The sequence below is a fragment of the Nocardioides yefusunii genome (assembly GCF_004014875.1).
Lineage (GTDB): Bacteria > Actinomycetota > Actinomycetes > Propionibacteriales > Nocardioidaceae > Nocardioides > Nocardioides yefusunii.
This window is the reverse complement of sequence record NZ_CP034929.1, coordinates 2,540,211-2,564,067: the sequence shown is the minus strand read 5'-3', so window position 1 is coordinate 2,564,067 and position 23,857 is coordinate 2,540,211. Positions and strand designations below refer to the sequence as shown.

General features: G+C 65.4%; 16 protein-coding genes and 3 rRNA genes. 11 read left to right on the top strand and 8 right to left on the bottom strand.

Translation table 11 applies throughout. From position 1 onward, the window contains the following. Window positions 1-169: 169 nt before the first annotated feature. Window positions 170-1,231 carry a BMP family lipoprotein gene (locus tag EOV43_RS11680; protein ID WP_128222301.1) on the bottom strand — a complete coding sequence of 354 codons (1,062 nt, stop codon included), beginning with the start codon at window positions 1,229-1,231 and terminating at the stop codon, window positions 170-172. 193 nt (window positions 1,232-1,424) lie between these two features. Here EOV43_RS11680 and EOV43_RS11675 point away from each other — a divergent pair, with 193 nt between their 5' ends. The 3 genes from EOV43_RS11675 (at window position 1,425) to EOV43_RS11665 (ending at window position 4,485) form a co-directional block, all read left to right on the top strand. Then, on the top strand, window positions 1,425-1,895 hold the full coding sequence (locus tag EOV43_RS11675; protein ID WP_128221435.1) for a cytidine deaminase: 471 nt from the start codon (window positions 1,425-1,427) through the stop codon (window positions 1,893-1,895). Window positions 1,896-1,995: 100 nt separating this feature from the next. Then, window positions 1,996-3,279, top strand: a complete 1,284-nt coding sequence (locus EOV43_RS11670; RefSeq protein WP_128221434.1) for a thymidine phosphorylase — start codon at window positions 1,996-1,998, stop codon at window positions 3,277-3,279. Window positions 3,280-3,366: 87 nt separating this feature from the next. Further along, window positions 3,367-4,485 (top strand): adenosine deaminase, encoded by a 1,119-nt coding sequence (locus EOV43_RS11665; protein WP_128221433.1) that lies wholly within the window; start codon window positions 3,367-3,369, stop codon window positions 4,483-4,485. On the opposite strand, the gene EOV43_RS11660 is transcribed toward EOV43_RS11665, so the two are convergent. Then, window positions 4,428-5,093: a hypothetical protein gene (locus EOV43_RS11660; RefSeq protein ID WP_128221432.1), complete on the bottom strand. Its 666-nt coding sequence runs from the start codon at window positions 5,091-5,093 to the stop codon at window positions 4,428-4,430. The two genes, EOV43_RS11665 and EOV43_RS11660, sit on opposite strands and share 58 nt — an antisense overlap. A gap of 3 nt (window positions 5,094-5,096) precedes the next feature. Continuing rightward, the gene (locus tag EOV43_RS11655) at window positions 5,097-5,714 is read right to left on the bottom strand and encodes an ATP-binding protein (RefSeq protein WP_128221431.1); all 618 of its coding nucleotides are present in this window, start codon (window positions 5,712-5,714) and stop codon (window positions 5,097-5,099) included. Window positions 5,715-5,839: 125 nt separating this feature from the next. On the opposite strand from EOV43_RS11655, the gene EOV43_RS11650 reads away from it, so the two are divergent. The 4 genes from EOV43_RS11650 (at window position 5,840) to rrf (ending at window position 13,330) form a co-directional block, all read left to right on the top strand. Then, complete coding sequence (locus EOV43_RS11650) at window positions 5,840-7,444, top strand: VWA domain-containing protein (protein WP_164878677.1); 1,605 nt, start codon at window positions 5,840-5,842, stop codon at window positions 7,442-7,444. Window positions 7,445-8,036: 592 nt separating this feature from the next. Next, window positions 8,037-9,553: ribosomal RNA gene (locus EOV43_RS11645) — 16S ribosomal RNA — on the top strand. 395 nt (window positions 9,554-9,948) lie between these two features. Beyond that, window positions 9,949-13,051, top strand: a 23S ribosomal RNA gene (locus EOV43_RS11640). Window positions 13,052-13,213: 162 nt separating this feature from the next. Further along, window positions 13,214-13,330 (top strand): 5S ribosomal RNA (rrf, locus tag EOV43_RS11635). The 16S, 23S and 5S rRNA genes sit together here, the layout of an rRNA operon. 127 nt (window positions 13,331-13,457) lie before the next feature. Here the strand turns inward: rrf and EOV43_RS11630 are convergent. Together EOV43_RS11630 and EOV43_RS11625 are read right to left on the bottom strand one after the other, a co-directional pair. Then, window positions 13,458-14,081: an NAD(P)-dependent oxidoreductase gene (locus tag EOV43_RS11630; RefSeq protein ID WP_128221429.1), complete on the bottom strand. Its 624-nt coding sequence runs from the start codon at window positions 14,079-14,081 to the stop codon at window positions 13,458-13,460. Window positions 14,082-14,181: 100 nt separating this feature from the next. After that, window positions 14,182-14,829, bottom strand: a complete 648-nt coding sequence (locus EOV43_RS11625) for an LppM family (lipo)protein (RefSeq protein WP_128221428.1) — start codon at window positions 14,827-14,829, stop codon at window positions 14,182-14,184. Window positions 14,830-15,015: 186 nt separating this feature from the next. On the opposite strand from EOV43_RS11625, the gene EOV43_RS11620 reads away from it, so the two are divergent. Then, window positions 15,016-15,414 carry a hypothetical protein gene (locus EOV43_RS11620; RefSeq protein ID WP_128221427.1) on the top strand — a complete coding sequence of 133 codons (399 nt, stop codon included), beginning with the start codon at window positions 15,016-15,018 and terminating at the stop codon, window positions 15,412-15,414. An 84-nt stretch (window positions 15,415-15,498) separates the two neighbouring features. On the opposite strand, the gene EOV43_RS11615 is transcribed toward EOV43_RS11620, so the two are convergent. Next, entirely contained in the window at window positions 15,499-16,203 is a 705-nt protein-coding gene (locus EOV43_RS11615; protein WP_128221426.1) for a GntR family transcriptional regulator, read from the bottom strand. 134 nt (window positions 16,204-16,337) lie between these two features. Continuing rightward, the gene (locus EOV43_RS11610) at window positions 16,338-19,370 is read right to left on the bottom strand and encodes an efflux RND transporter permease subunit (RefSeq protein ID WP_128221425.1); all 3,033 of its coding nucleotides are present in this window, start codon (window positions 19,368-19,370) and stop codon (window positions 16,338-16,340) included. A gap of 181 nt (window positions 19,371-19,551) precedes the next feature. Between EOV43_RS11610 and EOV43_RS11605 the strand changes: the two genes are divergently transcribed. From EOV43_RS11605 to EOV43_RS11595, 3 genes are all read left to right on the top strand, one after another. Beyond that, a complete protein-coding gene (locus tag EOV43_RS11605; protein ID WP_128221424.1) occupies window positions 19,552-21,024 on the top strand; it encodes a M15 family metallopeptidase in 1,473 nt (490 codons plus the stop codon). 111 nt (window positions 21,025-21,135) lie between these two features. Further along, a complete protein-coding gene (locus tag EOV43_RS11600; protein WP_128221423.1) occupies window positions 21,136-21,918 on the top strand; it encodes an SDR family NAD(P)-dependent oxidoreductase in 783 nt (260 codons plus the stop codon). Between the two features lie 130 nt (window positions 21,919-22,048). Continuing rightward, window positions 22,049-23,041, top strand: a complete 993-nt coding sequence (locus EOV43_RS11595) for a DUF3048 domain-containing protein (RefSeq protein WP_164878707.1) — start codon at window positions 22,049-22,051, stop codon at window positions 23,039-23,041. A gap of 117 nt (window positions 23,042-23,158) precedes the next feature. On the opposite strand, the gene EOV43_RS15870 is transcribed toward EOV43_RS11595, so the two are convergent. Then, complete coding sequence (locus EOV43_RS15870; RefSeq protein ID WP_128221421.1) at window positions 23,159-23,833, bottom strand: TetR/AcrR family transcriptional regulator; 675 nt, start codon at window positions 23,831-23,833, stop codon at window positions 23,159-23,161. Window positions 23,834-23,857 lie beyond the last annotated feature (24 nt).

The following is a 23,857-nucleotide window of genomic DNA, read 5'->3' as shown; positions in this document are numbered from 1 at the left end:
ATGCTCACGGCGTGAAACGCATAACTTGTTCGTTACCAAGCACGCCAGAGCATCGGCATGGAACGAGGGGAGCGGCTGTTGCCGCTCCCCTCGTTGATGTGCTGGGACGCGCGATGCGTCACTGGTTCCGGCGGCCGGTCACCCGGCCGACGGGATCAGCTCTGCTGGCTCACTTGGAGTCAGCGAGGTACGACGTGACCTTGAGGGAACCGTCGATGATCTGGGCCTTGATCTCGTCCAGCTCGCCGGTCAGGGTGTCGCTGACCTTGGAGGCGAAGTCGTGGAACTCGGCCAGGCCGACGCCCTCGTTCTCCAGGGTGCCGATGTACGGGGTGTTGTCGAACTCGCCCTTGGAAGCAGCCACGATGGCCTGCTCGGTGGAGAGGTCGAGGGACTTCAGGATGGAGGTGAGGACGTACGGGGCGGCCTCGGAGTCCTTCTTGAAGAGGTCGGAGTCGACACCGATGATGGTGCCGCCCTTGTACTGGCCCTCGGAGAGGACGGTCACGGCGCCACGGTAGATCGGGCCGCCGACGGGGAGGACGACGTCAGCGCCCTGCTCGAAGACCTGACGAGCGGTGTTGGTGGCCTTCTCGTCGGGGGAGAAGGAACCGGTGAAGAGACCGTCCTGCTTCTTGCGGTCCCAGCCGATGACCTTGACGTCCTTGTTCTTGACCTTGTTGTAGTGCTCGACGCCCTGGGCGAAACCGTCCATGAAGACGGAGACGGACGGGTAGTTGGCGCCACCGTAGGTGCCGACCTTGCCGGTCTTGGAGTAGTCGGCAGCGGCGTAGCCGGCCAGGAAGGCGGCCTGCGCGGTGTCGTAACGGAGCGACTTGGTGTTCTCGCCCTCGATGGCCTCGTCGATGAGGATGTAGTGGATGTCGGGGTTCGCGGCGGCGGCCTCGGTGGTCGCGGCGGCAAGGTCGAAACCGACAGCGGCGACGACGTCGCAGCCCTTGGCCGCGAGGCTCGCGAGGTTCGGGGCGTAGTCGTTGGAGGAGTTCGACTCGACGGAGGTTTCCTTGGCGCCGATCGCCTTGGCTGCGTTCAGCAGACCCTCGTGGCTGATCTCGTTGAACGACTTGTCGTCGAAGCCGCCTTCGTCGGACACCATGCAGGGCTTGAAGTCGGAGGCCTTGGACTCGCCGTCCTTCTCCGGGGCCTCACCGCACGCGGCCAGGACCGAGGCGCTGAGGGCGAGGACGCCAGCCATGGCGACCTTCTGCATGATCTTCACAATTTCCTCCAATGGGGGATCGAGAGCGCCGCGGACCGTGCGGCAACTCAGATTAAGTGAGCGACGCGCGATCGTGACACAGGGCAGCCCGATTGACACCGAATAGTTATGAATTGAACCAAACAAAGTGGCCGCAGAGGGCGCATGCTGGTTCACCACGCAACCAACAGGACGGATTCCCCTCGTGGCGCACTCGGCCGACGGCCTCGCCCAGCACCCCGCCAGCCCCTCGCCCGACACCGGCCCCCAAGATCTCCGCAGCACGCTCGGGACCCCCTGGCAGGAACTCCTCGCCGAGGCCGACCGCGTCGCAGCGAGGGCCTACGCCCCGTACTCGCAGTACCGGGTGGGAGCTGCCGGACGCGCTGACGACGGCCGCACCGTCTCGGGCTGCAACGTCGAGAACGCCGGGCTGGGCGTGACGCTGTGCGCGGAGTGCGGACTCGTCTCCCAGTTGCTCGCCACCGGCGGAGGTCGCCTGACCCACTTCGTCTGCGTCAACGGTGAAGGCGCACTCATCACCCCGTGCGGTCGCTGCCGACAGCTCTTGTGGGAGTTCGGCGGCGCTGCGCTCCAGGTGCTCACCCCCCTCGGCGTGGTCGCTCTCGAGGTGCTGCTGCCGCAGGCGTTCGGCCCCGAAGAACTGGGCCACTGACCTCGCTCGCCGACCGTTCGCGGTGTCCGGCACGTCCCGTTGTGTGACGCCCGGAATCGCAACTGTCAGATTTCTGCTACAGGCCCCTAGGGTGGAGAACATGACGCAGCACGACGCCATCGAAGTGATCATCGCCAAGCGCGACGGCGGAACCCTGAGTGACTCCCAGATCGACTGGGTCATCGACGCCTACACCCGCGGCGAGGTCGCCCACGAGCAGATGTCCGCCCTGGCGATGGCCATCCTCCTCAACGGCATGGACCGCCGCGAGATCGCCCGCTGGACCCAGGCGATGATCGCCTCGGGCGAGCGGATGGACTTCTCCGCTCTCTCCCGCCCCACCACGGACAAGCACTCCACCGGTGGCGTCGGCGACAAGATCACCCTGCCCCTGACCCCGCTCGTCGCGGCGTGCGGTCTCGCGGTCCCGCAGCTCTCGGGCCGCGGCCTGGGGCACACCGGCGGCACTCTCGACAAGCTCGAGTCGATCCCGGGCTGGGAGGCGTTCCTGAGCAACCAGGAGATGTTCGACCAGCTCGACGACTTCGGCGCCGTCGTCTGCGCCGCCGGCTCGGGCCTCGCGCCTGCCGACAAGAAGCTCTACGCCCTGCGCGACGTCACCGGCACCGTCGAGGCGATCCCGCTGATCGCCTCCTCGATCATGAGCAAGAAGATCGCCGAAGGCACCGGCTCGCTGGTGCTCGACGTCAAGGTCGGCTCCGGCGCCTTCATGAAGGACATCGACAAGGCACGCGAGTTGGCCGAGACGATGGTCGCGCTCGGCAAGGACGCCGGCGTCACCACCGTCGCGCTCCTCACTGGCATGGACACCCCGCTCGGATTCACCGCCGGCAACGCGATCGAGGTGACCGAGTCCCTCGAGGTGCTGGCCGGTGGGGGTCCCGCCGACGTCGTCGAACTCACCCTCGAGTTGGCCCGCGAGATGCTCGCCGCGGCCGGCGTCACCGACGTCGACCCGGCCGAGAAGCTGCGTGACGGCTCCGCGATGGACGTGTGGCGCAAGATGATCACGCGTCAGAAGGGTGACCCGGACGCGCCGATGGCCGTGGCCAAGGAGTCGCACGTCGTCACCGCCGAGACCTCCGGCACCCTGACCCGCCTCGACGCGATGTCGGTCGGTCTGGCTGCCTGGCGCCTCGGCGCCGGCCGCTCCAAGCAGGGTGAGGCCGTCCAGGCCGGTGCCGGCGTCGTGTGGCACGCCCGTCCCGGTGACCTTGTCGCCGCCGGACAGCCACTCTTCACCCTCCTCACCGACGACGAGTGGCGCTTCGAGCGTGCACTCGCCGCTCTCGAGGGCGGTTGGGCCGTCGGTGACGGCGCCGGATTCACCCCGACCCCGCTGGTCCGCGGCCGTATCAGCTGACCACTTCCCCGATCCATCCGACGTCCCGGCGGTGCCCCGAGCACACCCTCGCCGGGACGTCGGCGCATCCGAGCAAGGAGCCCCCGCATGACCCAGAACGTCACGCTCACCCGCGAGCAGATCCGCCGCGCCCCCAAGGTCGTCCTGCACGACCACCTCGACGGTGGCCTGCGTCCGGCCACCGTGGTCGAACTGGCTGCCGCTGTCGGCCACGAGCTCCCCACCACCGACGCCGCCGCGCTGGGGGAGTGGTTCCGTGAGCAGGCCGACTCCGGTTCACTGGTTCGCTACCTGGAGACCTTCGAGCACACCGTCGGAGTCATGCAGACCGCTGACGCGCTGCGTCGCGTCGCCCGGGAGTACGTCGAGGACCTCGTCGCCGACGGCGTCGTCTACGCCGAGGTGCGCTGGGCCCCCGAGCAGCACCTGCGTGCGGGCCTGACCCTCGACGAGACGGTCGCCGCCGTCCAGGAAGGTCTCGAGGAGGGCATGGAGGCAGCCGAGGGCACCGTCCTGGTGGGCCAGCTCCTCACCGCGATGCGTCACGCCGACCGCGCCCTGGAGATCGCGGAGCTCACCATCGCGTGGCGCGACCGCGGCGTCGTCGGCTTCGACATCGCCGGCGCCGAGGACGGTTTCCCGCCGGCACTGCACCGCGAGGCCTTCGACCTGCTGCGCGAGAACAACGTCCGGTTCACGATCCACGCCGGTGAGGCGCACGGCCTGCCGTCGATCGCCCAGGCTCTGCACACCTGTGGTGCAGACCGTCTCGGTCACGGTGTCCGGATCGTCGACGACATCACCGTCCACGACGACGGGACCGCGACCCTGGGCCGTCTGGCCTCCTACGTCCGCGACAAGCGGATCCCGCTCGAGGTTGCTCCGGCCTCCAACGTGCAGACTGCTGCGGCGCCGTCGCTGGCTGAGCACCAGATCGACCTGTTGACGCGTCTCGGTTTCCGGGTCACCCTCAACACCGACAACCGCCTCATGAGCAACACCTCCATGACCGACGAGATGACGGCGCTGGTGGAGACCTTCGGCTACGACCTCGAGGTCCTGGCGTGGTTCACCGTGAACGCGATGCGTTCGGCGTTCGTCGACTACGACACCCGCGTCGAACTGATCGAGGAGGTCATCGTCCCGGGCTACGAGTCTCTGGACGTCGAGGTGGACGCCGACGCTGACGTCGACGTCGACGCCTGATCGAGCGACGCTCCGGTGACGGCCGGTGCTGTGGGGGTCTGCTGAGGCAGGACGACGAACCACGGCACCGGCCATCGTCCGTTCTGCAGGCGCCGGGTGCACCATGACGCGGCGTCGAAGGAGCTGAGCCGTCCGGTGGCTGGGTCGTGGACGTCCACGGTGTGCGGGCTGCCGGAGCCGTCCGGTCGGGGCACAGCGAGCACGACGTGGCGCGGCATCGTGGTGCTGCCCACGAAGAGAGGCACGGGCATGCCTGCCCGGAGCGCGGCACGGATCTGTTCGTAGCGGGTGGCGACGTTCCACCATCCGACGAGGCGGACGGAGTGCAGCGTTCCCGAGGACGCGGTCAGTGCCCGGGCGACGGCCCACGGTGGTGTGCCGAGCCGACGGGGCCAGGGGGCTCCGGTCCCGGTGCCGGCGGCCACGAGTTCACGGTGGGTGGCGAGGACGAGCTGCCCCAGATGGGACGGCTCCTCACGGTGACGGGTCAGGAGCGCGCGGGCCATGTCGTCGTCGTGCACCGCTCGGGCCATCACCACGCTCTGCGCGCCGCAGGTGAAGGAGTCGGGTTGGACGTGTCCTGCGTCGAGGAGCCCCCCGGCTTCCACGACTCAGGCCGTCGGCTTCGAGGCGTTGGCCAGCCGCGGTGAGAGTTCCTGCCAGGCCTGCTCGGGCGTGGCGGCCACGCAGCCCTTCGCGACGGCTGCCGCGACGAATCCGCGCTGCGCCTTCTTGAGGGCCCATCCGCGTCGGAGCAGGACCATCGGTGCCTTGCGTCGTTCGCGCAGGTCGCGCTGGAGACGTCGCCAGAAGGTCACCAGCGGGTGCTGGGTGATGCAGTAGGCGGCTTCCAGGATCCCGAGGCGCTCGCAGTCGGCGACGATCTCGGGGGCGAAGATGCCCTCGGCGACGAAGTGGGTCGCGCCACCGGTGGTGAGGGTGCGGGTGCCGATCCTGCTGGAGACCGGGATCGAGTAGTTCGGGACCTCGGTGACGCCCTCGGTGCACAGTTCGATCAGCGAGCGCAGGGCGTACTCGTGGTCCCAGCTGCGAGGGTCGTCCCAGTCGACCATGCCGGCGTTGGCGCCGGTGGTGATCATCGGCAGGTCAGGGGCGCCGACACCGCGGTAGAAGTCGTCGAGGCGGAGGACGGGGATCCCCAGTCGCTCCGAGAGACGGGATTTTCCGGAACCTGAGGGTCCGGAGAGGACGATGACACGCGCAGACACGCCCACTAGTCTGCCTGAAAGATTTCAGCAATCACTCCCGGATGGAAGAACCTCGGCCGTATCCTCGCTCAACGTATCTGCAGTGTTACAAGCGCTGCATTGTTCTGTTACGAGGGGGACGTGGCATGGCAAACACCGGACGCCACACAGAGGCCAGCCGCAAGGGCTTGGCTTCGATAGCGCTGGTGCTCGCACTGGTCGCGGGGGTGGGAGGCCTGGGCTGGATGCTGTTCAAGCCAGACTCCGCAGGCAGTGCAGGCAACTGTGACGGCGCGCGCAAGGTCGTCGTGAGCGTCAGCGCCGCGTTGGAGGCTCCGATGGAGCGAGCCATCCAGGAGCTGGGACGCGACGAGTGCTTCCCCGCGCAGATGCGTGTGGAGTCGCCGAACGAGGTCGAGGAGTCCTTCTTCAACGGTGGGCGTCCTGACCTCTGGGTCGCGGACACTCCGGCGCGCGTCGACCGCCTGACGTCCCTCAACATCAACACCACCACGCTCAACCCCTCGTTGGCGTTCACGCCGGTGGGTCTCGTCGGTGGCGAACGTTCCGTGCAGCACTCCTCCTGGTTCGAGGCGCTGGGTGAGCAGGAGGTCGTCTACGGCGACCCCAACACCGACGGCGCGACCGCTCTGACCCTGATGGCGCCCACCATGGAGCGCGACCTGACGAAGACCAAGGCCGACGACGCGACCTACGTCGTGACGGACGCCGCGCGTGCCTACGGCGAGGAGATGGCCAACATCGCCGATCTCTCGTTGCCGGCGCACGAGCGCCTGAAGGAGCAGAGTGGTCAGCTGGCGCCGATCACCGAGCAGGAGTACGTGACCCTGGGGGCCGCCAGCGGTCTGATCGACCGGACGCCGGACACCGGCGCGCCCGCGCTCACCTTCCCGTTGGTCAAGGCCAACGGTGGTGCGCCACAGACCGACCTCGTGGCGGAGCAGCTGACCGGCTGGTTCGCGTCGCCCGCTGGCGCGGATGCCCTCGCGGCCGCCCACCTGCGAGCACCCGACGGCGCCGCGCTGGCCGGCCCCGGCTTCGAGGCCAAGGGCGACCTCGGCGACGTCCCCTCGGAGGCCTTCAACCTGTTGATCAGCAAGTTCTCCATCCTGATCGTTCCCACGAGTCTGCTGTCCGTCTTCGACGTCTCCGGTTCCATGAACCGACAGTGGGGCAACGAGGCGCGCATCGAGCTCGCCAAGGACGTCGCGCTGATGGCCCTGGACAAGTTCGGTGAGCCCTCGCGCATCGGCCTGTGGGTCTTCTCGACCGACAAGGACGGTCCGGGCAAGGACTACAAGGAAATTGCTGAGATGAAGCGCCTCAGCGAGAACACCAACGGCATGACGCACCGCGAGTTCCTCAACGACGAGGCGAATCGGCTCCAGAACTACATCGGCGGGTCGACCGGTCTCTACGACACGACGCTGGCGGCGTACAAGAAGGCGCTCGAGGAGTTCGACCGTTCCTACTACAACGTCGTGGTGATCCTGACCGACGGCAAGAACGAGGACGAGAACTCGATCAGCCTCAAGCAGCTCACCAAGCAGTTGACTGAGCTGCGCGACCGCAACCGCGACATTCGCGTGATCAGCATCGGTCTCACCAAGGACGCCGACATGGCGGCCCTCACCGAGATCAGCGCGGCCACGGGGGGATCGGCCTACCTGGCCGAGGAGCCCAACGACGTCCTGACGGTTCTCGGCGAAGCGATGCTCGAGCGTGGCTGACCGCCGAGGTCCTGCACAGCGCCTGGTCTGGGCCCGTTCCCCGTGGGGGAGCGGGCCCAGTGCCGTGCTGGAGGGGTGGGGAGGGGCGTCGTTCACGCTCAGGCGGAGCGTCAGGACGCCGGCACGGAGCCGCTGACCTGCGGTTTTGTGGTGCGTTTGCCTGTGGATGCGCCTCGATTTGGCTGGTTCCGAGGTCGTGGTGCTAAGGTTTCACCTGTCGCCGCAAGGGACACGGACACAGCCCAGAAGGGTTGCTTGACCGGGTCTTGTTGCCAGGCGGCCACTTGATCAAAGAGAAACTTAGGTTTCTCGGAAATCGCCTGAATCGCTCGGTTTGACTGAGAGATTCACACCGACTAAGTTTAGTCGGGTTGCTCCAGAACGAAGTAGCCGCTCGAAAGAGTGGGTGCGGGATCTGGATGTGCTTGATCCTTGAGAACTCAACAGTGTGTCATAGTCGACGAATTAGTTTGATATGCCCCGTCGACTGGTCTTCTTCGGAAGAACAGTTAACGGATTTCTTTTGACAATAAATTCTGACAACAACATTGTCGGGGTTTGTTCTGTCGGGAATTGGCTTTTCTTTGAAATTTCAATGGAGAGTTTGATCCTGGCTCAGGACGAACGCTGGCGGCGTGCTTAACACATGCAAGTCGAGCGGTAAGGCCCTTCGGGGTACACGAGCGGCGAACGGGTGAGTAACACGTGAGTAATCTGCCCTTCACTTCGGGATAAGCACCGGAAACGGTGTCTAATACCGAATATGAACTGCCTCTGCATGGAGGTGGTTGGAAAGTTCCGGCGGTGAAGGATGTGCTCGCGGCCTATCAGCTTGTTGGTGAGGTAATGGCTCACCAAGGCTTCGACGGGTAGCCGGCCTGAGAGGGTGATCGGCCACACTGGGACTGAGACACGGCCCAGACTCCTACGGGAGGCAGCAGTGGGGAATATTGGACAATGGGCGAAAGCCTGATCCAGCAACGCCGCGTGAGGGATGACTGCCTTCGGGTTGTAAACCTCTTTCAGTAGGGACGAAGCGAAAGTGACGGTACCTACAGAAGAAGCACCGGCCAACTACGTGCCAGCAGCCGCGGTAATACGTAGGGTGCGAGCGTTGTCCGGAATTATTGGGCGTAAAGGGCTCGTAGGCGGTTTGTCACGTCGGGAGTGAAAACCAGGTGCTTAACACCTGGCCTGCTTCCGATACGGGCAGACTAGAGGTATGCAGGGGAGAACGGAATTCCTGGTGTAGCGGTGAAATGCGCAGATATCAGGAGGAACACCGGTGGCGAAGGCGGTTCTCTGGGCATTACCTGACGCTGAGGAGCGAAAGTGTGGGGAGCGAACAGGATTAGATACCCTGGTAGTCCACACCGTAAACGTTGGGCGCTAGGTGTGGGGTCTATTCCATGGATTCCGTGCCGCAGCTAACGCATTAAGCGCCCCGCCTGGGGAGTACGGCCGCAAGGCTAAAACTCAAAGGAATTGACGGGGGCCCGCACAAGCGGCGGAGCATGCGGATTAATTCGATGCAACGCGAAGAACCTTACCTGGGTTTGACATATGCCGGAAACACCTAGAGATAGGTGCCCCTTTTTGGTCGGTATACAGGTGGTGCATGGCTGTCGTCAGCTCGTGTCGTGAGATGTTGGGTTAAGTCCCGCAACGAGCGCAACCCTCGTTCTATGTTGCCAGCACGTAATGGTGGGGACTCATAGGAGACTGCCGGGGTCAACTCGGAGGAAGGTGGGGATGACGTCAAGTCATCATGCCCCTTATGTCCAGGGCTTCACGCATGCTACAATGGCCGGTACAAAGGGCTGCGATCCCGTGAGGGGGAGCGAATCCCAAAAAGCCGGTCTCAGTTCGGATTGGGGTCTGCAACTCGACCCCATGAAGTCGGAGTCGCTAGTAATCGCAGATCAGCAACGCTGCGGTGAATACGTTCCCGGGCCTTGTACACACCGCCCGTCACGTCACGAAAGTCGGCAACACCCGAAGCCGGTGGCCCAACCCTTGTGGAGGGAGCCGTCGAAGGTGGGGCTGGCGATTGGGACGAAGTCGTAACAAGGTAGCCGTACCGGAAGGTGCGGCTGGATCACCTCCTTTCTAAGGAGCACACACCCCGACAACCAACGAATGTTTGGTTGCGCATGGTGGTGTCTCACTAGTGGAATCGTCGATGAATGACTTGAACCTGGCTGGCAGCTTGTTCTTAGTACTGCTCTTTGAGCGTGGAAAGTGGATGTGTTGTTGGTAGGGGGAGGGTCGAGACACACTGTTGGGTCCTGAGGGATCAGGCCACACCCTGTGGGGTGTGACTGGTTTGCTCTGGCCTCTTTCGCTGAAGGACAACTGCTTGCGGTTGGCTGGATGGGTTGGTGGGTTTGTTGTTTGAGATCTGAATAGTGGACGCGAGCATCACATACTCAATTTATTGAGTGTGTATGTGCAATAAGCAGAATTGTATGGTCTTTGTAGTTCGAGTTGTTTTGACGATGTTGGAACAAGCTACTAAGGGCACATGGTGGATGCCTTGGCACCAAGAGCCGATGAAGGACGTAGTAACCTGCGATAAGCCCCGGGGAGTTGGTAAACGAACTGTGATCCGGGGGTGTCCGAATGGGGAAACCCAGCTGGAGTCATGTCCAGTTACCCTCACCTGAACACATAGGGTGAGTGGAGGGAACGAGGGGAAGTGAAACATCTCAGTACCCTCAGGAAGAGAAAACAAAAGTGATTCCGAGAGTAGTGGCGAGCGAAATCGGATGAGGCCAAACCGCATCTGTGTGATACCCGGCAGGGGTTGCAGGTGTGGGGTTGTGGGGCCACTCGATCAGTACTGCCGTGCTGGTACAGAGTAAGAAAATGTTGATGAAGCCGAAGCAGGTTGGAAAGCCTGGCCGTAGAGGGTGATAGCCCCGTACGTGTAAGTCAGCATCTCTGGAGTGTCACCCCAAGTAACACGGAACCCCTGAAATTCCGTGTGAATCTGGCGGGACCACCCGTTAAGCCTAAATACTCCTTGGTGACCGATAGCGGACAAGTACCGTGAGGGAAAGGTGAAAAGTACCCCTGGCGGGGAGTGAAATAGTACCTGAAACCATGTGCCTACAATCCGTCGGAGCCTGTTAAAGGGTGACGGCGTGCCTTTTGAAGAATGAGCCTGCGAGTTAGCGGTGTGTAGCAAGGTTAACCCGTGTGGGGTAGCCGTAGCGAAAGCGAGTCCGAATAGGGCGATTGAGTTGCACGCTCTAGACCCGAAGCGAAGTGATCTATCCATGGGCAGGTTGAAGCGCGGGTAAGACCGCGTGGAGGACCGAACCCACTTAGGTTGAAAACTGAGGGGATGACCTGTGGATAGGGGTGAAAGGCCAATCAAACTTCGTGATAGCTGGTTCTCCCCGAAATGCATTTAGGTGCAGCGTCGTGTGTTTCTTGCCGGAGGTAGAGCACTGGATAGCCGATGGGCCCTAGCGGGTTACTGACGTTAACCAAACTCCGAATGCCGGTAAGTGAGAGCGCGGCAGTGAGACTGCGGGGGATAAGCTCCGTAGTCGAGAGGGAAACAGCCCAGACCATCAGCTAAGGCCCCTAAGCGGTGACTAAGTGGAAAAGGATGTGGAGTCGCATTGACAACCAGGAGGTTGGCTTGGAAGCAGCCACCCTTGAAAGAGTGCGTAATAGCTCACTGGTCAAGTGATTCCGCGCCGACAATGTAGCGGGGCTCAAGTCATCCGCCGAAGCTATGGCATTCAGATATTAAGCTAGGCCTTCGTGGTCCAGGCGTCTGGATGGGTAGGGGAGCGTCGTGTGGGCAGTGAAGCAGCGGAGTGATCCAGTTGTGGAGGCCACACGAGTGAGAATGCAGGCATGAGTAGCGAATGAAATGCGAGAAACATTTCCGCCGAATGATCAAGGGTTCCAGGGTCAAGCTAATCTGCCCTGGGTAAGTCGGGACCTAAGGCGAGGCCGACAGGCGTAGTCGATGGACAACGGGTTGATATTCCCGTACCGGCGAAGTATCGCCCATGATGAGGCTGTTGATGCTAACCGTCCGAAGCACCGTGACCAAAACCCTTCGGGGTGGAGGCGTGTGTGTGGAGCACGGGACCCGATTCAGTAGTAGTCAAGCGATGGGGTGACGCAGGAAGGTAGTCCAACCGCGGCGATGGTAGTCCGCGGCCAAGGGTGTAGGGCGTGTGGTAGGCAAATCCGCCACACATAGGCCTGAGACCTGATGGGGAGCCGTTTGGTGAAGTGGGTGATCCTATGCTGTCGAGAAAAACCTCTAGCGAGATACGAGCCGCCCGTACCCCAAACCGACTCAGGTGATCAAGTAGAGAATACTAAGGCGATCGAGTGAACCATGGTTAAGGAACTCGGCAAAATGCCCCCGTAACTTCGGGAGAAGGGGGGCCGGATCCGTTAGCACCCGTGCGGTGTGAAGCGGTGATGGCCGCAGAGACCAGGCCCAAGCGACTGTTTACTAAAAACACAGGTCCGTGCGAAGTTGTAAGACGATGTATACGGACTGACTCCTGCCCGGTGCTGGAAGGTTAAGGGGACCGGTTAGACGCAAGTCGAAGCTGAGAACTTAAGCCCCAGTAAACGGCGGTGGTAACTATAACCATCCTAAGGTAGCGAAATTCCTTGTCGGGTAAGTTCCGACCTGCACGAATGGAGTAACGACTTGGGCGCTGTCTCAACCATGGACTCGGCGAAATTGCACTACGAGTAAAGATGCTCGTTACGCGCGGCAGGACGGAAAGACCCCGGGACCTTTACTATAGTTTGGTATTGGTGTTTGGTTCGGCTTGTGTAGGATAGGTGGGAGACTGTGAAGCATTCACGCCAGTGTTTGTGGAGTCGACGTTGAAATACCACTCTGGTCGTACTAGATGTCTAACCTAGGTCCGTAATCCGGATCAGGGACAGTGCCTGATGGGTAGTTTAACTGGGGCGGTTGCCTCCTAAAATGTAACGGAGGCGCTCAAAGGTTCCCTCAGCCTGGTTGGTAATCAGGTGGCGAGTGTAAGTGCACAAGGGAGCTTGACTGTGAGACAGACATGTCGAGCAGGGACGAAAGTCGGAACTAGTGATCCGGCGCCAGCATGTGGAAGCGGCGTCGCTCAACGGATAAAAGGTACCCCGGGGATAACAGGCTGATCTTCCCCAAGAGTCCATATCGACGGGATGGTTTGGCACCTCGATGTCGGCTCGTCGCATCCTGGGGCTGGAGTAGGTCCCAAGGGTTGGGCTGTTCGCCCATTAAAGCGGCACGCGAGCTGGGTTTAGAACGTCGTGAGACAGTTCGGTCCCTATCCGCCGCGCGCGTTGGAAACTTGAGAAAGGCTGCCCCTAGTACGAGAGGACCGGGGTGGACGAACCTCTGGTGTGCCAGTTGTTCCGCCAGGAGCACGGCTGGTTGGCTACGTTCGGAAGTGATAACCGCTGAATGCATCTAAGCGGGAAGCATGTTTCAAGATGAGGTTTCCCACCACCTTGAGTGGTTAAGGCCCCCAGCAGAACACTGGGTTGATAGGCCGGAGGTGTACAGCAGTAATGCCTAGCCGACCGGTACTAATAGGCCGAGGGCTTGTCCCAACACCGTACAAATCAACTCGACCAACAAGAGTTATTGCCACGCGTCCACTGTTCAGTTCCCAGACAACAAGCGTTGTTTTTGGAATGCACGATACAAGTTGATATGCTTGTCTTCGTAACACAGACTACCCGCCCCTTTTTTTGTGGGTGTGGTTGAAGGGTTACGGCGGTCATAGCGAAAGGGAAACACCCGGTCCCATCCCGAACCCGGAAGTTAAGCCTTTCAGCGCCGATGGTACTGCGATCGAGAGGTCGTGGGAGAGTAGGACGCCGCCGGACAATTATTCGCCGTTGAGGCCCCCACCTTCGGGTGGGGGCCTCCGGTCATTTCGGCGTCCCTGGACGCAGGAGCGGTGAGTGTGTTTGTCGACAAACACACTCACCGCTTCACTGCGTTAGGAACGGATCACTTGGCGACGGCCAGCGCGACGCTGGTGTTGACGTAGGCGTCGTCCTGGGCAGCCTTGAGCAGGAAGTGAGCGACGCTGGCGCGGGGGATCGAGTATCCGCCCTGCGCGGGGCCAGCGAAGACCTCGGTGTAGTCGAGGTTCAGGGGCTTCGTGTTGAGCGCTCGCGGGCGCGCCACGGTGAGTCCCACGCCGGTTGCCTGCAGCGTCTCGATCGCTGCGGCGTGATCAGCGAGCGGCTTCGCGAGCATCTTCATGGCGAACTTCCCGAAGACGCCGGGGATCTCGCCGTTGACGCCCTCGGAGGCGCACCACAGAACCCGCTGCGGGGCCTCGTCGTCCGCCAGAGCCGTGGCCAGCACGCCGGCCATGCGTCGCAGCGAGGTGTCCTGCTCAGGGCCGCGGGTGCTGCCCAGAGCGGAGATGACGACGTCGGCGCCGCGGACGGTGTCACGGACACGCTCGGCGTCGAGGGCGTCGCCCTGGACGATCGTGACGTCGGCCGCGCGCTCCACCTTCGCAGGCGTGCGGGCCAGGACCGTCACGTCGTGGCCCTCGTCGAGAGCCATCTGGACGAGATGGGTGCCGACACCGCCGGTGGCGCCGAGGACTGCGATCTTCATGACTACTCCTGAGAGACGACGAACGGGTCACCTGCACGATGCAGGTGACCCGTCCAGCGTAGGTGCGACCGCTCTGCGCCGAGCCAGCGGCGCCACGCACTCACTTGAGCTTGGCGGTCACCTTGAGGACCTTGCTGCTGTCGGGGCGCACGCCCGACCAGGTGACGGTCTTCTTCTTCTTGACCTTACCGTTGGTGCTGACGATCTTGCCGCCGAAGGTCGCCTGGACCTTGTAGCGGGGCTGCATGCTCTTCGGGAGGTCGCCAGAGACGCCCTCGGCACCCAACTCGCCGGCGTCGTCGAGACCGATGAGGCGGTACTTGAGGACGACCTGCTTCTTCTTGTTGAGCGCGATCTTGACCAGCGGCTTCTTGGGGCTCTCACCGAGCTCCTTGCCGAAGCGGTTGACGGCCTTGAACGACGCCTTGTCGAAGGTGAACGCCCAGCCGGAGTAGTTCTTGCCCGACACGATCTTGAAGCCGGTGCCCTTGGGAAGGTCGTTGGGAGTGTCGGCGTCGAGTTCCATCATGGCGGTGAGGTACTTCTTGCGCGACATGTCCTGAGCGCCCGGGATCTCCTCGTCGAACGCCTTCATCATGTCGACGAAGTCGTTGTCGATCAGGTAGCGAACGTCGCCGGTGACCTTCTTGGACTTCGAGACCGTGAGGGTGGAGGTCTCCTTCATACAGCCGGTCAGGGCGGTGGCTGCCACGGCCATGGCGGCCACGGTGAGGGACAGCTTCTTCACGTGCTTCTCCTGGTGTCGGGGGAAGGGCCACCGTACGAAGTGCTGCGAGGGGAATGTGCTGGAACCGCGCAATCGCAGCGCAGACGTGAGAGATCCCTCATCACTCGCTCACGGGTGCCTCACCCTGTCTGGACAGGATGGACTCATCAGCCCGGCACCGGCCGGGCCCTTCCCGAGGAGAACGCAATGAACCGCACTCGCACCGTCGTCGCTTCCGTGGCCGCCTCCACCCTGCTGGCAGGCTCCGTGATGGCGCTCTCCGCGGCTCCGGCCCAGGCAGACGGACCCGAGCGCAGCACCGAGTTCTGGATCGGCAACTCCGAGGTTGACTTCAGCGTCGAGAGGGAGCGCAACAAGTTCGAGGTCGACGTCGACATCGACGACGCCAAGCCCGGCAGCAAGTGGCGCGTCGTCCTGCGTCACGACGGCAAGATCGTGCACAAGAAGACCCACCGTGCCGACCGCGGCGGTGACGTCGAGGTGACGAAGTACCTGAAGAACACGTCCGGCAAGGACACCTTCCGCCTGACCGTCACCAAGGTCGGCACCGGCAAGGCCCACGTCCGAACCCTGACCCTGAGCTGATCGAGGTCAGCCCGCTCGACCTGAAAGGCCCGCCACCCCCATGGGGCGGCGGGCCTTCGGCGTCGAACGGGGAGTGATCGCGGCTCAGTCGGCGTTCTGGGGCAGGGCGTCGAGCAACTGTCCGCGAGCAAAGCTCAGGTACTCCTGGATGAGCACGACGGCTTCTCCCGAGCGTCCGGCCTCGAGGTGGTCGCAGATCAACTCGTTCTTGGACAGGTAGGGGGAGTCCATCGCCTCGACGTTGGTCATGACCCGGAAGGCCAGACGGGACTCGGCCAGGATGCCGCGCATCAGCTTGTTGATGCGGTCGCTGCCCATGAGCTCGCAGAGACGTCGGTGGAACTCGAGGTTGTGGGTTCCCACGCCCTGCCAGTCCTCCACCGCGGCGGCGCGGGCGCCCTCGGCGAGCGACTCGCGCAGGCTGGCGAACCCTTCGGGGGTGTGCTTGGCGGTGCGGCTGACCGCGGCGAGCTCGATCAACTCGCGGAGGTCGTAGATGTCGTTGACGTCGGTGCGAGTGAACTCGCGCACGAAGACGCCGCGGTTGAGTTCGTGGACCAGCAGGCCCTCGTGGCCCAGGAGCCGGAACGCCTCGCGCAGGGTGTTGCGGGAGACCGAGAGAGCCTTGGCGAACGCCTCCTCCGACATGCGGGTGCCGGGAGCGATCCGTCCCTCGGTCAGGTAGCCGCGCAGCATGTCCGCCACACGTTCGGCGGTGCTGGCGAGCGCCGGGCGGCTCTCAGCCGAGCCGAAGAGATCGGCGATCAGCTTGTCGCTGCTCGTACTCATGCGGGGTACTCCTGAAGTGGGACGGTGCGCGGGTGGGGGGGCGTGTTGGATCAGATGTTAGTTGAACAATCGGGGTTCGCGCGGGCAGAACGGCTCAGGTAAGCGTTCTCGTGGACGATCTGAAGGCGCTCACGTCAGCCCGCCCGACGTGCCGCGCGCCGCTCCTTGCGTCGCTCGACCAGCAGGTACAGCACCGGAACCAGAACGAGCGTCAGCAGCGTCGAGGAGACCAAGCCGCCGATCACGACGATCGCGAGCGGCTGTGAGATGAACGCACTGCCGCCGGTCACGCCCAGCCCCATCGGGGTCAGGGCGAGGATCGTGGCCAACGCCGTCATCACGATCGGTCGCAGACGCTTGCCGCCACCCTCGTGCAGGGCCTCGTCGATGGACGCGCCCCGGGACCGGGTCTGGTTGACCAGGTCGATCAGGACGATCGCGTTGGTGACGACCACACCGACCAGCATCAGCGCACCGATCAGGGAGGCGACACCCAACGGGACGCCGGTGATGATCTGCAGCAGCAGGGCGCCGGTGGCCGCGAACGGCACCGAGACCAACAGGATCAACGGCTGCACGAGGGAGTTGAAGGTGCCGACCATGACCATGTAGACGATCGCGATCGCCACCACCAACGCGAGCCCCAGCTGCCCGAAGGCCTCGGCCTGGTCCTCCGCGACGCCCCCCAGAGAGACCTCGGTGCCGTCGGGGAGGTCGACGTCGTCCAGGGCAGCGTTCACGTCGGAGGTCGCCTTGCCCAGGTTGTCCTGGCCGGGGTCGACGGTGATCGTGACGGTGCGGTCGCCGTCGACGCGTGAGATCGAGGCGGCGACCAGCTCTTCGGTCACCTCCGCGACCTGACCGAGCGTGCCGGCCGGACCGGCGGACAGTGCCTCCAGCTCCTGCACCGAGGTCGGCTTCGCGGCACCGGTGACCACCACGTCGAGCTGCTCGTGATCGATGTCGACGCGAGCCACGGCCGGCTGGAACAGGGTCTGTGCGAGCAGACCACCCACGACGGGGGCCGTGACGCCGGCACGCTCGGCGGCCTCACGGACCTGGACCGACAGGATCGGCTGGGCCGGGGCAGCGTCGGAGGAGACCGCTCCCAGTCCCTCGACCTGACGCAGACGTGCCACGACCTTCTCGGCGGCCTCGCCCAGGTTGCCCTGGTCGGTGGCAGTGACGACGACCTCGAGCTGGGAGGAGAACCCGCCGTTGCCGGTGCTGACGGAGATCTCCCCGTCGGACCCGGCGAGGGCCGCCTCGATCTCGTCCTGCACCGTGTCGGCGTCCGCCTTCTCGTCGAGGGTGAGGGAGAACTGGGTTCCGCCGCCGCTGAAGACAGCCGTGGTCGGGTCACCGCCGACGGTGGTCTGCACGCTGACCACGTCGTCCACGCCGGCGAGCGCCTTCTCGACGTCCCGTGCGGCGTCGTCCTGACGGGACAGGCTCGCACCCGGCTCGAGTTCCTGGGTGACGCTCAGGGTGTTCTGACCCGTCGCGCCCAAGAAATTGGTCTTGAGCAGCGGCGTCAGCGCGAGGGTGCCGATCAGCAGCACGAACGCGAGCGCCACCACCAGCCAGGGCCGGGCCAGCGACCACGTCAGCGCAGGGGTGTAGACCCGGCGCAGCCAGCTGCGCTCCTCGGCAGCCTCGGCCTCGGCACGCAGACGCGCCAGTTCCTCGGCGTCCGCGCTCTCGGGTGCCTTCAGGAACCAGTAGGCCAGCACGGGGATGATCGTCAGCGCCACGAGCAGCGACGCCATGAGGGCGAGCGAGACGGTGATCGCGAACGGGCGGAACAGTTCGCCGACCTGACCGCCCACCACGCCGATGGGGAGGAACACGGCGGCGGTGGCGATCGTCGAGGACGTGATCGCGCCGCCGACCTCCTTCACCGCCGTGGTGATGGCGGAGAGTTTCTCGGTGCCGTAGGACAGATGGCGCCTGATGTTCTCGATCACGACGATCGAGTCGTCGACGACACGTCCGATCGCGACCGTGAGTGCACCCAGGGTCAGGATGTTGAGGCTGTACCCGCCCACCCACAGGCCGATCAGCGTCACCAGCAGCGACAGCGGGATCGAGATCGCGGTGACGAGCGTGGACCGCAGGGAGTGCAGGAAGACCAGGATCACGAAGACCGCGAACAGCAGGCCCAGACCGCCCTCGGTGGCGAGGTCCTCGACGGACTTCTCGATGAACGGGGCCTGGTCGAAGGTGACGGTGAACTTCGCGTCGCCGCCGATCTTCCGCTCCAGTTCGGGGAGCAGCTCGGCGACCTGGGAGGAGATCTCGACGGTGTTGCCGGCCGGCGTCTTCGTCAGGGCGACGGAGATGCTCGGCTCGCCGTCGGTGCGCGCGAACGAGGTCGCCTCCACCTGGACGACGTCAACCTTCGCGAGCTCACCCAACGGACGCGTCCCGCCCTCGGGCAGCGACACCGGAACGGCTCGCAACTCCTCGAGACTGGTGGGCGTCGTCCCCACCTGGACGGCCAGCGCACGGTCACCCTCGGTGAGGGTTCCGGCAGGGACCATCGCGGCGGCGTCGAGCGCGGTGGCGACGTCCTGGCCGGACACACCCGCAGCGACGGCGGACTTCTTGAGGGTCACCTCGACCCGGTTGGTGGGCGCGCCGGTGACCTGGACCTCACGGACCCCGTCGACGTCGTCGAAGGCCGGCACCACGACCTGGTCGATCCGGTCGGCGAGCACGGCAGGGTCGAGGTCGGCGGTGACGGCCAGCTGGATCACCGGGAACTGGTCGAAGTCCCCGGCGAAGACGATCGGGTCGATCGACTCGGGGATCGTGCGCAGGCCGATCAGCTCGGACTCGACCTGCTGGACCGCACGGTCGAGATCGGTGCCGTACTCCATCGTCAGCAGCACCGTCGATGCGCCGGAGGCAGAGGTGGAGCTCACCGACTCCAGGCCGTCGACGCCCGCCAGCGCGTCCTCGACCGGAATGGTGACCTGCTGCTCGACGGCCTCGGGGGAGGCACCCGCGTACGGCGCGACGACGCCGACCATCGGGAACTGGAGGTTGGGGATGAGTTCGAGCTTGAGCGAACCGACCGAGATCACGCCGAAGACGGCCACGATCACTGTGGTCAGCGCGACGAAGGCGCGGTTGCGCAAGGAGAAGGCGGCGAATGTACCCACAGGGTGACTCTCCTGAGAGGGAGGGAAGGTTCGGCCCGCACGGGGCGGTCAGGTGTCGGCAGCCTAACCAGCCGGGAGGAACCGCGTCTGGTGCTGACCACCAGAGCGTGGCTGTCTGGACCGCACCTCCTCCGGGGATGACTGAGGTGTGGGGCCGATCGGGAGCGGGCACCGTGGGTGGATGGACTCCTCACGTGCTGTCGCAATCGTCGCCGCACTGGTGGTGGCGGTGCTCACCGTCACCGTCACCGTCACGGCCGGTGCCGAGCCGGAGCACCGGACGTCCGCACCGGTGCAGGTCACCGCAGGCAGCGCCCGCGCCGGAGAACGCGTCGAGGTCGTGGTGACCACGCCCGACGCGATCGGGGCGGGGGGAGTGGAAGGCGTGGTCGTGGTGGTCGAACGACGGCACGGCACCGCGTGGACGCGGGTCGGCACCGTGACGCCCGACACGACCGGGCGCGTGACGGTGCAGGTCGTGGTCGACCGTCTGCCGGCGCACAACCTCGTCCGGGCCCGTGCGGAGGTCGTCGGGATCCCGGGGCCGTGGCGCGAAGCGACCCTCGGTCTCGACGCCACCCGCAGCACCGTCGTGGTGACGGCTCCGGCCCGCGTCGTCGACGGCAAGCACGCCCGGGTCACGGTGCGCTGGAGCGCCGTCGACGTCCGCGACGGCGTGGGTGTGGTCGGCGTGCCCGGGACCGTCGTCCTGCAACGACAGGTCAAGCGTTCGGGCAGGTGGAGTGGGTGGAGCACGTTCCGGGTGCTGCAGACCGATGCTGCGGGCCGGGCAGGGGTGCGGGTGCGTCCTCGGTACAGCCACCGTTGGCGTGTCGTCACCCGCCCCAGCACGTGGACCACCACGCCGCGCAGCAGCGTCGCGCGCACCCGCAACGTCCCACCCGGCCACCCCGTCAGACTGCCGGCCAAGGCACCCCGCCCCCGGATCACGTTGGGGCCGCAGGCACGCGCCGACACCAGCGGAGCCGACGTGACGGTGCGGAGGATCCCCGATGCGGTGTGGAGATCCATGCGCGGCATCTCCTGGCGTCCGGGGTGCCCCGTGGGCCGCAGCCACCTGCGTCTGGTCGAGACCAACTACTACGCCTTCGACGGGTACCGGCGTCGCGGCCAGGTGGTGGTGGCGGCCGTCGTCGTCGACAACTTCGTCGGGGCATTCCGTGACATGCACGCCGCCAAGGTCCCGATCCGGTCCCTGCGCCTGCCCGACCGCTTCGGGCGTTCCACGCGTCTCGGCGGCGCTGACGACCTACGGTCCATGGCCGCCGACAACACGTCGGTCTTCAACTGCCGTGCCGTCGTCGGGCGACCCCACGCCCGTTCGCCGCACTCATGGGGCCGTTCCCTCGACCTCAACCCGTGGGAGAATCCGTTCCGTTCCGGCTGGGGAGTGGTGCCCAACACCTGGTGGCCCTCCCGCTCCCACCCCGACGTCGCCTGGCGCTCGACCCGGCACCGGGTGGTGAGGATCCTGGCCCGCAACGGCTTCCGGTGGACCTACGGACACGGCGACCTGCACCACTTCGACGCCGTTCCCGGACGTGCCGCCAGGGCATCGGCGTCGGCCAGCGAGCTGCGTCAGGACGAGGAACTGCAACAGACCCTGCGCGAGTGCGACTTCCACTGCGAGTGAAACCCCCTAGGGTGACGCCCACGCCCGGCCGGACAGGTCGGTGCAGCACGTGACGACAGCACAGGACGCCGGCACATGACGCCAGCACATGGCGACGGGGGAGGACAGCACATGGGACGTCAGGACGGACGGGTCGCACTGGTCACCGGTGGGGCACGCGGCATCGGGTACGCGATCGGAGAACGACTGCTCGCCGAGGGTGCGTCGGTCGCGCTGCTCGACCTCGACCCGGTGGAGGCCGAGGCGGCCGCGACCCGGATGCAGGCCGCTCGCGCTGACGGGAGTTCCGGGACGGTGATCGGGGTCGGCGCCGACGTCAGTCGGGCCGGGGACGTCTCCGCTGCCGTCGAACGTGTCGTCGACGAACTCGGCGGCCTGCACGTCGCGGTCAACAACGCCGGGGTGCTGCGCGACAACCTGCTGTTCCGGATGAGCGAGGACGACTGGGACCTCGTCGTCGACGTCCACCTCAAGGGCAGCTTCCTGGTGGCCCGCGAAGTCCAGAAGCAGTTCGTCGCCCAACGTCTGGGCAGGATCGTCAACGTCTCCTCGGTCTCGGCGTGGGGCAACCGCGGCCAGGCCAACTACTCCGCGGCCAAGATGGGCATCCAGGGCCTCACCCGCACCCTCGCCATCGAACTCGGCGGCTACGGGGTGACCGTCAACGCCGTCGCTCCCGGCTTCGTCGCCACCGACATGACCGACGCCACCGCCGCTCGCCTCGGACTCGACGTCGCTGAGTTCCGTCGGCTCAACGCCGAAGCCACGGTCGTGAAGCGGATGGGGGCGCCGGCCGACATCGCCGCCGCGGTCGCGTTCCTGGCCAGCGACGAGGCCTCGTTCGTCACCGGCCAGACGCTCGTCGTCGACGGAGGCCTCAAACTCGTCGGATGAGGGACTCGGGCCGGGGGCGAGTTGCTTCCACGTCCGGGGCGGTGCGCAGGGGAGAATGGGCCCGCGCCCGTAGCCCTTGCGCTGACCCCAGTCAGACTCCCAGCCTGACCCGAACCTGAACGGAGCCGTCGTGCGTCGAAGCACCCCTGCCCTGACCGCCGCCCTCGTGGCTGCAGCTCTCTCCCTGACCGCCTGCAGCGGTGGCGCCGAGAAGGAGAGCGACGCCCCGGCGTCCGCTGCACCGAAGGCCGTGGAGCAGCCCTCCACCCTGCCCTTCAACGGGCTAGAGGCCACGGGCACCGGCGAGGTCGAGCACCCTGCGTTCGTCGTCAAGGTCGACAACTCCGGAGCTGCCACCCAGGTGGGTCTGTCGTCGGCGGACCTGGTCTTCGAGGAGCTCGTCGAGGGCGGCACGACGCGTCTCGCGGCGGTCTACTACTCGCAGCTGCCCACGGTCGTCGGCCCGGTCAGGTCGATGCGTGCCACCGACGTCGGCATCATCGCCGGCACCGGTGCCCAGATCGTCACCTCCGGTGGCGCCCCGGAGGCGATCGCCCCGATCAACGCCGCCGGCATCACGATCCAGGAGGAGGGAGCGACCGGCCTGTTCCGCGACTCCACGCGCAAGCGCCCCTACAACCTGATGGCCGACCTGACGAAGCTCGCCGAGGCCAACGCCGCCGAAGCGGCCCGCCCGGACGACTACTTCTCCTTCGGCATCGCCGAAGACCTCCCCGAGGGTGAGCCCGTCCAGAGCGTCGCGGTCGGCTTCGGCACCCACACCTCCACCTGGACCCCGGTCGACGGCGGATGGGAGCTCGCCCGCTCCAACGCTGCCGAGGGCGACGAGTTCGTGCCCGAGACCGTGCTTGTCCTGAGCGTCGAAGTCGAGGACGCCGGGTACACCGACGCCGCCGGCAACGCCGTCCCCGAGAGCGTCTTCGAGGGCGAGGGAGTCGCGCAGCTCTTCCACGACGGCAAGGTCGTCACCGGCACCTGGCGCAAGACCGGACTCGACGGCGAGCTGCGGCTCAAGGTCGACGGCCGCGAGCTGAAGGTTCCCGCCGGCCGCACGTGGGTCGAGCTCGTCCCGGTCACCGGCAAGGTGACCGTCACCCCCTGACAGGTCGCGGTCACGGGCGCTGCAGCGCTTGAGGCACAGGACCCGCCACCGTTCTCCACGGTGGCGGGTCCTGTGCGTCGTAGGCGTGTGGTGTGTGCGCGGTGTCTGCGGGGTGTCTCAGCTGTTGATGTACGGAGCCGCCAGCGCGGACGCCGCGTCGAGGTTGTTGCGGCTCAGCTGGCGCAGTGCCGCGAGCAGGACTCGCAGCGACCTCTCGGCGCGTTCCAGAGCGGCCTCGGTCTCCTCCGAGGGGGCCTCGGCGACGCTGTGGGCCGCCTGTTCACAGGCGGAGAAGAAGAACTTCGCCATCATGTCGAGGGTGGCGTCGTCCTCATGCCATTCCGGCATCACCCGGCGCATGTAGGCGGCGATCACCGGGAAGGTGGGGGACTTCGCGGGGTCCCTGACCACGGACCCGAGCACGCCCGGGCCGTCGTGCAGCACGATCTGGCGGTAGCGCGGCTCGCAGTGGGCGGTGAGGAAGAGGCGCACCGCCTCCGAGATCCGGGCGTCCTCGCTGGAGCGGGTGGCTTGGGCGCGGACGTCGGTCAGCATCCGCTGTGCGGTCAGGTCGAAGACGACCTCGAAGAGGTCCTTCTTGCCCTGGAAGTGGTGGTAGAGCGCGCCCTTGGTCACACCTGCTGCCGCGGCGACGGCATCGAGCGAGGTGGCGGCGTAGCCGAGGTCTCCGAACAGTTCGGTGGCACGAGCGACGAGTTCAGCGCGGGTCGCGTCGGAGGCTGCGCGTCGAGCTCCGGGCACCGACGGAGGCAGGGCGATCGAGCTGGGCATGGGGTCAACTCTAGGTCACCACGG

Coding starts and splice junctions, on each gene's coding strand:
- EOV43_RS11650 (WP_164878677.1), top strand. CDS start 5,840: ATGGCAAACACCGGACGCCACACAGAGGCCAGCCGCAAGGGCTTGGCT.
- EOV43_RS11630 (WP_128221429.1), bottom strand. CDS start 14,081: ATGAAGATCGCAGTCCTCGGCGCCACCGGCGGTGTCGGCACCCATCTC.
- EOV43_RS15870 (WP_128221421.1), bottom strand. CDS start 23,833: ATGCCCAGCTCGATCGCCCTGCCTCCGTCGGTGCCCGGAGCTCGACGC.
- EOV43_RS11615 (WP_128221426.1), bottom strand. CDS start 16,203: ATGAGTACGAGCAGCGACAAGCTGATCGCCGATCTCTTCGGCTCGGCT.
- EOV43_RS11620 (WP_128221427.1), top strand. CDS start 15,016: ATGAACCGCACTCGCACCGTCGTCGCTTCCGTGGCCGCCTCCACCCTG.
- EOV43_RS11670 (WP_128221434.1), top strand. CDS start 1,996: ATGACGCAGCACGACGCCATCGAAGTGATCATCGCCAAGCGCGACGGC.
- EOV43_RS11605 (WP_128221424.1), top strand. CDS start 19,552: ATGGACTCCTCACGTGCTGTCGCAATCGTCGCCGCACTGGTGGTGGCG.
- EOV43_RS11665 (WP_128221433.1), top strand. CDS start 3,367: ATGACCCAGAACGTCACGCTCACCCGCGAGCAGATCCGCCGCGCCCCC.
- EOV43_RS11600 (WP_128221423.1), top strand. CDS start 21,136: ATGGGACGTCAGGACGGACGGGTCGCACTGGTCACCGGTGGGGCACGC.
- EOV43_RS11680 (WP_128222301.1), bottom strand. CDS start 1,231: ATGCAGAAGGTCGCCATGGCTGGCGTCCTCGCCCTCAGCGCCTCGGTC.